At 45.7% G+C, this 11,369-nt stretch carries 10 protein-coding genes; 4 read left to right on the plus strand and 6 right to left on the minus strand.

The annotated features are described in order from the left end of the window. Nucleotides 1-1,381 (minus strand): FprA family A-type flavoprotein (locus tag F6K37_RS21000; protein ID WP_287251910.1); only part of this gene is annotated, 1,381 nt, incomplete at its 3' end. Between the two features lie 41 nt (nt 1,382-1,422). Further along, nucleotides 1,423-3,141, minus strand: a complete 1,719-nt coding sequence (locus tag F6K37_RS21005) for a diflavin flavoprotein (RefSeq protein WP_287251912.1) — start codon at nt 3,139-3,141, stop codon at nt 1,423-1,425. Between the two features lie 568 nt (nt 3,142-3,709). Here F6K37_RS21005 and F6K37_RS21010 point away from each other — a divergent pair. Then, the gene (locus F6K37_RS21010; protein WP_287251922.1) at nt 3,710-4,507 is read left to right on the plus strand and encodes a pantothenate kinase; all 798 of its coding nucleotides are present in this window, start codon (nt 3,710-3,712) and stop codon (nt 4,505-4,507) included. Between the two features lie 32 nt (nt 4,508-4,539). On the opposite strand, the gene F6K37_RS21015 is transcribed toward F6K37_RS21010, so the two are convergent. Then, entirely contained in the window at nt 4,540-4,995 is a 456-nt protein-coding gene (locus F6K37_RS21015) for an NUDIX hydrolase (protein ID WP_008187901.1), read from the minus strand. A gap of 380 nt (nt 4,996-5,375) precedes the next feature. On the opposite strand from F6K37_RS21015, the gene rbp reads away from it, so the two are divergent. Both rbp and F6K37_RS21025 read left to right on the plus strand, forming a co-directional pair. Continuing rightward, nucleotides 5,376-5,666, plus strand: coding sequence for an RNA-binding regulator (rbp, locus tag F6K37_RS21020; RefSeq protein WP_008187900.1), 291 nt, complete (start codon nt 5,376-5,378; stop codon nt 5,664-5,666). A gap of 683 nt (nt 5,667-6,349) precedes the next feature. Continuing rightward, a complete protein-coding gene (locus tag F6K37_RS21025) occupies nt 6,350-6,547 on the plus strand; it encodes an Asl3888 family RNA-binding protein (protein WP_008187899.1) in 198 nt (65 codons plus the stop codon). Between the two features lie 579 nt (nt 6,548-7,126). Here the strand turns inward: F6K37_RS21025 and argH are convergent. The 3 genes from argH to F6K37_RS21040 all read right to left on the minus strand — a co-directional run bounded on the left by argH (nt 7,127) and on the right by F6K37_RS21040 (nt 10,575). After that, entirely contained in the window at nt 7,127-8,521 is a 1,395-nt protein-coding gene (gene argH / locus F6K37_RS21030; protein ID WP_287251915.1) for an argininosuccinate lyase, read from the minus strand. Nucleotides 8,522-8,834: 313 nt separating this feature from the next. Continuing rightward, entirely contained in the window at nt 8,835-9,086 is a 252-nt protein-coding gene (locus F6K37_RS21035) for a hypothetical protein (RefSeq protein WP_287251917.1), read from the minus strand. Nucleotides 9,087-9,114: 28 nt separating this feature from the next. Beyond that, the gene (locus tag F6K37_RS21040; protein WP_287251918.1) at nt 9,115-10,575 is read right to left on the minus strand and encodes a GAF domain-containing SpoIIE family protein phosphatase; all 1,461 of its coding nucleotides are present in this window, start codon (nt 10,573-10,575) and stop codon (nt 9,115-9,117) included. Nucleotides 10,576-11,010: 435 nt separating this feature from the next. Here F6K37_RS21040 and F6K37_RS21045 point away from each other — a divergent pair. Next, the coding region (locus tag F6K37_RS21045; RefSeq protein WP_287251920.1) for a helix-turn-helix domain-containing protein at nt 11,011-11,369 on the plus strand (359 nt) is incomplete at its 3' end.

Genomic DNA, 11,369 nt, shown 5'->3' on the forward strand with positions numbered 1-11,369 from the left:
ATACCCAGGAAGCTAGCATCGCTCCGGTCAGGTCTTGTTGTTTAGTAGTCACAACACACAGTGAACCAATCAACCGTCCCACCGCTTGCTCCGTGCGGGCAGCGGAAGACTCACCAGCAGGTTGCTTGGGTTTCCGGGCTTTTTTGGCTTTTTTCAGGGCTTGAGCAAAATCTGTACCGGCTTCTTCACAGTATTTGAGGTCTTTGTCTGTAGGCTTAAATTTGACCCGAATCGTCTCAAAGCCAAACTTGTAACCCGCATCCCGGAACTTACTTTCTAATAGGTCTATGGCTTCCCCACTCCAGCCATAGGAACCAAAGACACCCGCTAGCTTAGTTTTAGTAGCGCTAGATAAAACCATACCCAAAGCGGTTTGAACCTGGGTTGGTGCGTGACCTCCTAGGGTAGGAGAACCCATGATAAATCCGTCTGCTTTCTCCACAGCAGCGCCAATCTCTTCCGGGTCAGCTGCTTCACAGTTAAGGGATTCTACCGATACACCAGCTTTAGTGATACCTCGTGCGATCGCTTGGGCAATTGCTCCAGTATTGCCGTAAGCTGAGGCATAAATTAGGGCAACATTAGCCTCTTGAGCTTGTTGTTGCTTACTCCATTTTCCATAGGATTCAGTCAGTTCTTGAAAGCCATAGCGCACCAAAGGTCCGTGACCGGTAGCATAAAGCTTAGCATCAAAGTCATCTAATTTAGCTAAAGCTGTTTCCACCTGTCGGGCGTGGGGTGCCATCAGGCAATCAAAATAATAGCGTCGGTCTTCGTCATAAACCCTCCAACCTTCATCCATTACCTGGTCGCCACAGACATGAGCACCAAATAATTTATCTGTAAATAGGATTTGAGTTTTAGAATCGTAGGTACAAAGCTGATCAGGGAAACGGGGATTAGGGGTAGGGATAAAATCTAGGATGTGACCTTTCCCTAAATCGAGAGTGTCATCCCCTTTCATTACCAGGATTTTGAGCTCCTGTTCTGGAATAGCTTTATCCTCTAGTTTCTCAAACAGAGTGCGCAAGGATTTAGCACCAGGATTGGAACAAACAAAGGTAATATTAGGAGCAAGTTTGAGCAGAGCATTCAGAGTAACCAGGCGATTGGGATTAATGTGACCGAGGATGACATAATCGATCAGCTTTGGGTCAAGGCGTTCTTGTAATGCTTTGAGAAATACCTCTGTAAAGGATTCTCCTGGTGGATCGAATAGGGCGATTTGATCAGCTCTAATGACAAAAGAATTAGCAGTGGTGCCTCGTTGCAAGGCATATTCGATTTCAAATTTGAGCCGGTCCCAAGTACGCGATCGCAATATGAGGGTATCGGTAGCAATATAGAGAGGTTGGACGTCACGGGGTTTTGTAGTGTTCATGGTTCAGGTTAGCCGATTACATTTAGAACTGCTATTAATGTTTAGTAATGATTTCCCACTTTCCGATGGTGGATAGCAGTCAGAGACTCTGGCTTAGAAACCCGTCCGGTGTCAACGGTAGAGTAAACAATCCAATGATCACTACACTCCATACGAGTGGTAACTTTACACTCTAGATAGGCTAGGGCGTCGCTCAGAATCGGGGAACCGTTTTCTGCGGTTTGTGTATTAACCCCTGCAAAGCGGTCAGCACCAGGTTTGAAGCGCTTGAGGAAGTGTTTCATCAAGTCTTGGTAGTTGCCTTCTTCCAGTACATTGAGTACAAAGCGGTCTCCCACTTGCATCAAGGATTCAATCGCCCGGTCTTTGGCTACAGCAATGGTGAAACCGAGAGGCTCGAAGCTAGCTTGGCTCACCCAAGAGGCTAACATCGCACTCTTGACATCCCCTTTCTTAGCGGTAATGATGTATAACCCACCACTGATACGACCTAGGGCTTTGTCTAGGTCTGTATCTAGGGATTTCATGTTCTTGATCAAGCGATCGCGACTCAACCATTGCCCGATGTCAGTACCCGCTTCTTCACAAAGCTTGTAAGTGGTTTCACTAGGAGTGTCTTTGATGCGAATCCCAGGAAAGGCTTCTTTGAGTCCTAGGCTTCTCAATTGACTGCGTAGGGGGTCAATCGGTTCGTCATCTTCCCCATAGGATTCAAACAGACCAAAGGATTGCTTGGATTTGACCGCAGCAAGTACCGTGCTAACTGCTGCTGTAGTGGTGCTGTTTGTAGCTGGAGCCATGCCAATCACTATGCCAGCCGCACGGTTGACCGCTTCCTGAACCTCTTGGGGGTCAGCGGATTTGAGGTCCATCATCTCCACAGCAATCTCAGTTTTGGTAATCCCTAGGGCGATCGCTTGAGAAATGCGATCGCTATAGCCATAATCTGAGACATAAAACACAACAACGGATTTTTCTGCCTTGGCCTTAGCTTGACTCCAGTTGCGGTAATTTCCTACCAGTTGTTCTACATTGTGGCGCAGTAGAGGACCATGACCATTAGCAATAGTAGTCACCTCTCCCAACTTATCCATCCGCTTGAGAGCAGATAGCACTGAACGGGCATTGGGAGCCATCAGGCATTCGTAGTAAAATCGATAATCTGCTTCGATAGCGCTGAGGTTGTCATCATAGGTGCTAGCAGAGCAGTAGTGCATGCCAAACACATCACAAGTATACAGCACCTTAGTCCCGGCATCGTAAGTGAGCATGGTGTCGGGCCAATGGAGATTAGGGGCATTAACAAAATCCAGGATATGCCCATTGCCTAAATCTAGCTGATTACCAGTTTTGACAATTTGGCGCTGAAACGGTTGATGTACAAAGTCTTCCAGGAACTGGATTGCCACTTTTGAGCCCACCACAGTAATATCTGGAGCCAGTGCAAGGATATCTTTGACTAAGCCACTGTGGTCTGGTTCGGTATGGCTGATAATTAGGTAATCAATATCGGTAGGGTTAATTAGTCCAGTTAGAGTATCTAAATATAGCTGGCGGAATTTTTCATGGGAGGTATCGACCAAGGCAATTTTCTCACCCCGAATCAGATACGAGTTGTACGTGGTGCCGTTTTGTAGTCCAAATTCGATGTCGAAGCGATCGCGATCCCAATCCAAAGAACGAATAGTTGTGGTATCTGGAGCAATCTCGCTAGTCTCTATGGTTAGCCGCTTTTGAACCCGGTCAGTGAGTACTACCATCCCTTTACTCCTTTATCCGCTATTTTTAAGTTATGTAACTTTTCTTTATTTTTACACAAATATTTGCGAAAGCTGGATTTAAATATGCTATAGCTCTGATTTAGGATTGGTTATAGTTCAGTCACCACCAATAGCTGATAGCTAATGCCCTAGGCTAATCCTAGCCTTAACCAACCTTGGCTTTTAGGCCACGCGCTTCGCAGCAAAGCGGGACGCGCGTCCATCGCGTTCAACCTTGGCCTTTCGGCCACGCGCTTCGCAGCAAAGCGGGACGCGCGTCCATCGCGTTCAATAACCTTCAACATTCAACCTTGGCTTTTAGGCCACGCGCTTCGCAGCAAAGCGGGACGCGCGTCCATCGCGTTCAACCTTCAACCAACCAACCTTCAATCTTCAACCTTCAACCTTGGCTTTTAGGCCACGCGCTTCGCAGCAAAGCGGGACGCGCGTCCATCGCGTTCAACCTATCGGTAGAGTTGTGTCCTCCCTACTCCCTACTCCCGACTCCCGACTCCCGACTCCCGCGCAACCGAAAACGAAAGGACCTAACCCAATTGATAACTGCTATATGACGACTAAGGCCAACAGCTTTTTAGGATTAGTGATTGGCAATTCCCGGCTACATTGGGCTTGGTTTGTAGATAACACCCTGAAAAAAGCCTGGGATACCAACCATCTAACCCCAGCAGCTGTAGAGCAGTTAATCAAGGACTGGACGTCTAATGTAATGTCAGAGGAAATTTTCCCACCCCAGTTAGGAGCTCAGGGTACAGACACATCCAAGCCATTACCCCTTTACATCGCTTCAGTAGTACCTGCCCAAACAGCACTCTGGCAAAACTATTCCGATACTACAATATTGACCCTGGAAGATTTACCCCTTTCCGGACTATATCCCACCCTAGGCATTGACCGCGCCTTGGCGTTATTTGGTGCTGGTCACAGGTATAGTTATCCAATTTTGGTTATTGATGCTGGTACTGCTCTAACCTTTACTGGTGCTAACCAAAACCTACAGCTAATCGGAGGGGCTATCTTGCCAGGATTAGGATTACAGTTACAGTCTCTAGCACAAAAAACTGGAGCATTACCCGCCATTGAACTACCAGCTCAGTTACCAAAGCGTTGGTCACTCGAAACATCAGGAGCCATGGCAAGTGGTGTGGTCTATACAGTATTAGCTAGTATCCGGGATTTTATTGAGGATTGGCAAAGGGAGTTTCCCAACAGTCCGATTGCTCTGACTGGTGGCGACTCTGAGCAGTTAGTTACTTATCTCCAATCTCAATTTCCTGGAATAGCAGCTCAGATTATTGTTGATCCTTACTTAATCTTTTGGGGAATGTTGTCAGTCGTTGGTAGTTAGTTGCTGCGGTGACTTTTGTGGGGAATGGGGAATTAAGCAACGGTGATATTACCCTCAAAATAGTCCTGTAACTGACGGTCATGGTCATGGCTGAGGTTTCCCTTAGGGATAGCTTCCAGTTCAAACGCCTTGACTTCACTAATTTCCAATACGTCCTGTACCTCCATGGTTCCAGTCACATCAGCTTCTACCAGAATACAGATAGAATGGACTCTGGGATCTCTTCCTGGTGCTGAGTAAACCCCAACTAACTGGCGAATCTTGAGCAACTCAAGTCCGGTTTCCTCAAATAATTCCCGTTCGATAGTCGTTGGAATATCTTGACCCCAGTTAACCATCCCTCCTGGTAGAGCCCACTTACCATTGTCACGACGTCGAACTAGCACAATTCGCCCATCCGGCAAGAGTGGAATGATGCTCGTACCGGTAATAGGATGTCGAAATATAATCCCCAGAACTGTTTGGACAAATTGCCATAATCTTCTCATGTGATGATAGGGCTGTTGATTGTGTGTGTTGCTTTTACTGACTGCTATGATAGACATTATGGATGCAAGTTCGGTAACGTCAGTGATTGAAAAGTCCATTGTGATGCAATTCAACGTTGAACGTCTGAGTAGTTAACAGCTAGGAGCCTAAGGAATACCTAACCGGTTACAGGCAAATCACTTGTGGTTAAATCTCTGTCTTGATGCAAAGCGCGAGTGGGGGGCCTCCTTTGACCGCACCGGTAGTCGCTCATGGGGGGTGATCCCCAAGACCGCGCTACCTCGCTGCATCGCTGTCATAACCTGGGTAGATATGCACCAGTGCTTTGCCCTCTCACCGACCTTCATCTGAACATTTTCGATCAGATGGACAACTCTAAATGACTATATACATTGGCAACCTAGATTATCAGGTTACCTCTGAAAACTTACAGGAAGTATTTCAGGATTATGGTACAGTATCAAAAGTAGTAGTTCCTAAAGATAGGGAAACAGGTCAAGGGCGTGGATTCGCTTTTGTTGATATGGGGACAACGGATCAGGAAGAATCTGCCATTGCTGAGCTAGATGGTGCAGAATGGATGGGGCGTTCTATGCGCGTCCGCAAAGCTAGACCAAAGACTAACGACAACGACAACAATCGAGGAAATCGTAGTCGCAGTGGGTTCTAGAATAAGTTATAACAACAGTAGGCTTCGAGGACAATCAAGAAGTCTGTTGTGGAAAACTAACCATTTTCCTTTGCCGTGGGTGACCGAAAAAGTGGGTCTCAAGCCCCGTCCTTCTAGGAGGGCTTTTGTTCACTGTGGTATAATAAAAAGGTAGCCTAGCACAGACAGGATTCGTCGGTACTGTCAACAAACTAACGACGTAAAGCGATGCTAGTACATGAGGCGCGAAAAACCTCATTAAAAACGTATGGATCAAGCGCGGATACCGACAACCAGTAAAGCAAATCTTAAAAGATGAAAGTACCGTGGGGTTAGAAGTTACCGTAAGAAGAGTGGAGCCAAAATCGGCAAAGTTTTAACCCTTTTACCCATAGACGACTAACCATAAAGGCTCCACTCTTCTAAGGTTTCGTCTCCGGCACACGGAAACTGAGGAAACTCAACGCTTAGGGAGATAAGCCCACTGGGGTTAGTTAAATTAAGCTCAATATTTGGTTTTTAACGGATATTTGGCTTAAATATTGCCTTTGGCGGATAACTAATTTTAAGGCATGTCGAAGAACTAAGAATCCCCGTCCTTCCAGGGCGGGGAGTGTCAAATGGGTAACTTAAATAAACCAAGCTGAATCTAGTCTAAGACTTGGGTTTGATAGTGTTTTTGTTTTTTTATCAATGAGGTAGACATGGCAAAGCGCCGCAATCTAAAAAAGGAAAAGGCGCAGCGGAATCAAGCTTACGCCCGTAAGTTTCGGAAATCCAAGCGTAATACGGGCCGTTTTTCCAAAAATAGACGGTACGGTAGCAAACCTCCTAAGTCGGAGGAAACAACAGCAGAAACTAACAACGAGGATAATTACCAAGGTGGTACTGGTGCGATGTAAGGAGTCAGCTATCAGCTGACTGTCATAGCTGACTCCTTACATCCGATCAGGCAGCTACCCCAGTTGATTAACTACTGTTGATGTAGAAAACTTAGGAGTATCGAGTCAGGAGCTTCGAGTCAGAATAAGTCAAGGTTATGTGATTGGAATAAACAAAAGTCAAAGTATCTTTTAAGCCAAAAACTAACTAAAAATCCTTACTTCTGATCCGAAGTTTCCCGATCCGAACTTCCCTATTATTAAGATTATTAAGTATTTTTGTACTGGTGCAAGATCGACAAGATCTAAATTAGAGATAAATTGTAAGCATTCAGCCGTCAGCTATCAGCTTATGCGCTACGCGCACGCTACTTGAGGTGCTTATGGGCTACAGATGTTGCTACAGATGCTGCTATCACCTTATGCGCTACGCGCACGCTACTTGAGGTGAGGTGCTTATGGGCTACAGATGGTGCTTTTGAATAAAACAGGTAAGCATTTGTTTAATCTGAGTTACGTCTGCATGATAGCTGACGGCTGACAGCTGATAGCTGTTCGCGTAGCGTGCGCGTAGCGCATATGCTTACGATAAATTAGCGATCAATCATGATTGGAATTTAAGCGATCGCATGCATCCTGAATCCCTCGCCTAACCTGGTCAAAACCAGTGCCACCATAACTATTCCGACGAGCTACTACTTGAGTAGGGGCAATGGCTTGATAAATATCCTCCTCAAAGGCTGGGTGCAAAGTTTGCCAGTGTTCGAGGCTCAAATCCTTCAGTAACTTCCCGGATGCCAAACAACTTCTGACCACCTTACCCACCAGATTGTAGGCTTCCCGAAACGGAACTCCTTTTGAGGCTAAATAGTCAGCGACATCGGTAGCGTTAGAGAAATCTTCAGTAACTGCTGATGCCAAACGTTCGGTACGAAATTCTAACCCTTCCTGCCAGAGAATGGTCATGGCTTCGAGACAGGCTTTGATAGTGTTAACGCTATCAAACAGTGCTTCTTTGTCTTCTTGCAGGTCTTTGTTGTAAGCCAAAGGTAGCCCTTTCATCAATACCAACAACCCTTGCAGATGACCAAAGACACGACCAGTCTTACCTCGTACCAGTTCCGGAACATCAGGATTTTTCTTTTGGGGCATGATGCTCGAACCAGTAGCACAACTATCGATGAGAGTAACAAAGCCAAATTCCTGAGATGCCCAGAGAATGATTTCCTCTGACAATCGGCTCAGATGTACCATGATCAAACTGGCAGCACAGAGGAATTCAATGGCAAAGTCGCGATCGCTTACTCCATCGAGGCTATTACCATAAATTCCTTCAAAATGCAAGGTTTTGGCGGTATGATGTCGGTCAATGGGGAAGGTTGTCCCTGCTAAGGCTCCACAACCCAGGGGTGAGATATTCACCCGTCGTCGGATTTCCCCTAAACGCTGCCAGTCCCGCTCTAGCATTTCTACGTAAGCTAACAGGTGATGGGCTAAACTGACTGGCTGAGCCCGTTGCAGGTGAGTATAGCCAGGAATCAGGGTTTCAACATGAGCTTTGGCCAGATTGAGCAAGACCTGTTGGAAGTTACGTAACTGGCTACGAATCTGATCAATCTGCTCCCGGAGGTAGAGTCGGGTATCCGTACCAACTTGGTCATTACGCGATCGCCCTGTATGTAGCTTCTTGCCAACATCACCCACAAGTTCAGTTAGGCGGCATTCTACAGCTAAGTGTACATCTTCAGCATCAACACCAGGGTTAAATTTTCCTTGGTGGTATTCTGAACGGATTTGTTCTAAGCCAGCTACTAGCTGCTGAGCTTCCGACTCAGAAATAATGCCAGTATGGGCAAGCATCTTGACATGAGCCACAGAACCAGTAATGTCATACTCAATCAGTTCTATGTCAAAGCCGATACTGGCATTGAAGCAAGCAATTGCTGGATGTAACGCTGATTCAAATCTCTGACTCCAGGTTTTTTGCTCAGTCACAGTTTTGGAAACAAGATAAAGGACAAAAGATAAAGCACAAAAGACTCGTTAAACGAAGTTAGATTTAGTATAAGCATTCAGCTATCAGCTATCAGCTATCAGCTATCAGCTATCAGCTATCAGCTTAGGCGCGTAGAGCATAAGCTAAGAAGGGCAAATCCCCAGACTTTCAATTCTATAAAATTTGGAACTATTAAATTTTACCGTTTGGGCATTGTGCAATGGGCATAGGTGTAGACTAAGCGAACCGCACAGGCTACGGAAGATGTATCTTAAGCTGACGGCTGACAGCTGACGGCTGACAGCTGACGATTTAGTTAAACGAAGTTAGATTTCTGAATAAGTAACCAACAACTAAGCCAATCACCAGCGCTGCAGCCTGACCAGAATCAATAAAGTTTTGCCAGGCCGTCTTGATTTGACCAAGTACATCTGGATCTTCAATAGTTTGAGCCAAAACTAGCCCATCGATGGGTAACTGAGAGTTCAGCCATCCCAAGACATCAGTCCAATCGCTAATGCTATCTAACGGAACTATTACTGTTTGTATGCCTACAATCACCATTGCTATGCTTTCCTATACGTTAAATCTATTAGTCAAGCCTTGATTTTACCTGCATTACGACCAGTGTCATATCATCTCCGTTAGTTGTTGTACCAGTAAACTGCTGGACTTGCTGAAATAGGTAATCTAAAATTTCCTGAGCACTATAACTATGTTCACAGGCCCACTGGAAGCTTTGGGTTAGATTTTCCTCATCAAAGCGATTGCCATTGAGATTCGCTGCCTCGGTCACCCCATCAGTGTAGTAAATAATGGTGTCCCCTGAATCGAGCTGCACTTGAGAGTCTTCGTATTGAGAATCAATTTCTAAACCAATCAGCATCCCTCCTGCGGTATCCAAGGGTTTGATAGAACCGGTTGATGCCTGCCACAACAAGGGGGGATTGTGAGCGGCATTACTATAGGACAAAATCTTGGTTTTGGGGTCGTACTCAGAATAAAACAGGGTGACGAACCGATGGGAATTTTCCAAGTCAGGATACATAACCCGGTTCAGGTGTTCGAGAATGCGTGCAGGGGAGTGACCGTTTAGTACTTCTGCTCGCAGCATTCCCCTGGTCATAGTCATAATCAACCCAGCCGGAACCCCTTTTCCCATCACATCACCAATCACAATGCTCCAAGGTAAATAAGCACTGTGGTCATCAGTGAGATGACCATCCCCGGAGTTTTTCGGTCCGAGCTGGTCGTAGTTGGTGGGAATGAAATCGTAGTAGTCACCTCCGACACGGTTAGCGGTTTTACAGAAAGCCGCTAATTCCACCCCTTCAATTTCAGGGCATTGGCGCGGTAGTAGGCGGATTTGGATATCGGCACCAATTTCTAACTCTCGATCTAAGCGTTCTTTATGGCGTAGCTCAACTTTCAGTTCATCATTAGCGATCGCTACTGCAGTTTGGTCAGCCACTAACCTTACCAACTTCTGTCGTGTTGCTGTCCAGTTATATTGTGGGTCATGGCTAAAGATATACAAATGTCCTTGTTCAACATTTTTAACCAGAATCGGAAGACTAAACAGTTTGATATTGGGTTCAAGATAATCCCTCAAGAGTTTATCAAAGGATGCCTGAACCAGTTTCAAAGAGGTTGGTGTGTGCTGATCATTCCCCCCTTGGCCATTAGGACTTGTCACTTGGTGGGTGGTCTTTTCTATCGCTTTACGAATAGTCTGAACCACCTGAGGGTTCTGGTAGTGTAGGTCAGATCGTTGTACCTGACCATCTCGATTGAACAAGATTAAAGCTCCCCCATCGGCATCACTCACCCGTGCTGCCATTAGAGGAATTAACTCTAAAAACTGATTGAGATTGTTGAAGCTGCGTAAGGCAAACCCCAATGAACTTAACAAATCTTGAACCTTGTGCTGTTCTCGATAAAGACGTGCCACCAGTTCTTTGAGGGTGGACACAGGGTTTTTCTTAGCAGCAGCATAGGAGCTGGTGCTATTCGTTGAACTTGAGGGTTGGTGGGGAATGGGCAGTGCTGTCATTGCATCAGGTGTTAGGAGCGTTACCAGTTATGCTGCACAAACCATCAGGTTAATCAGGAGTTAGAACAGATGTCTACTCAGGTTTTGTCAAGCAGCTGTTGCTGACACTGTTGACCTGTGAAGCCTACGATGGCTGACCCTGGATCTTCACGGTAGTTTTGCTTAGGTATTGATTCAACCATGTAGGATAACTAGCGCAACAGTATGGCATCCTACAGTAGCACTGATTGCCATTTTTAGCTATTCCAGAAGTCCCAACCAATCATTCCAACTGACCTGATTTGTCTAATGATAGCCCTAATTACACTCAATGTTATTCAGGGAATCTTCTGAGTGCTGAAGTTTAATGCATTAATTAATAGCACCCGATGATTCCACGTTTCACAAATTTTTCTGTTATACTAGTTTTATCGGAATAGTTTAAGGAGTCAACTGATGAACAAGTGCGTTGGTACTACTGAAGCGGCATCTCTGTTAGGAATTTCTTCTAGACGATTGCGACAACTCCTAAGCTCTGGCCGGGTCAGAGGTGCTTATAAAAGCGGTAAATTCTGGATTATTCCCCTGTTTAACTATCTGCCTCAAATTACCAAAGGCAGACGTGGCCCAAAGGGTAAGTGGCTTAAAAATCGTCCTCCGGCTCTAGCTAAGATCAATGTCAACCGCAATCACATTGGCTCGAATATGCACAAAAGTCCCAAAGACCGGAAGCCAGTGATTTCAGTAAAACGAAGTGGCAACAATCTATACGGCAACCAAGTAGAAATCCTCGGCCCATGTCGGATTGTCTATCA

It is taken from the genome of Moorena sp. SIO4E2, assembly GCF_010671945.1.
Taxonomy (GTDB): Bacteria; Cyanobacteriota; Cyanobacteriia; order Cyanobacteriales; family Coleofasciculaceae; genus Moorena; species Moorena producens.

Bases quoted from the DNA above. Each gene is read 5' to 3' on its own strand.
- F6K37_RS21005 (WP_287251912.1), bottom strand. From the start codon at position 3,141: ATGGTAGTACTCACTGACCGGGTTCAAAAGCGGCTAACCATAGAGACT.
- F6K37_RS21010 (WP_287251922.1), top strand. From the start codon at position 3,710: ATGACGACTAAGGCCAACAGCTTTTTAGGATTAGTGATTGGCAATTCC.
- F6K37_RS21015 (WP_008187901.1), bottom strand. From the start codon at position 4,995: ATGAGAAGATTATGGCAATTTGTCCAAACAGTTCTGGGGATTATATTT.
- rbp (WP_008187900.1), top strand. From the start codon at position 5,376: ATGACTATATACATTGGCAACCTAGATTATCAGGTTACCTCTGAAAAC.
- F6K37_RS21025 (WP_008187899.1), top strand. From the start codon at position 6,350: ATGGCAAAGCGCCGCAATCTAAAAAAGGAAAAGGCGCAGCGGAATCAA.
- F6K37_RS21035 (WP_287251917.1), bottom strand. From the start codon at position 9,086: ATGGTGATTGTAGGCATACAAACAGTAATAGTTCCGTTAGATAGCATT.
- F6K37_RS21040 (WP_287251918.1), bottom strand. From the start codon at position 10,575: ATGACAGCACTGCCCATTCCCCACCAACCCTCAAGTTCAACGAATAGC.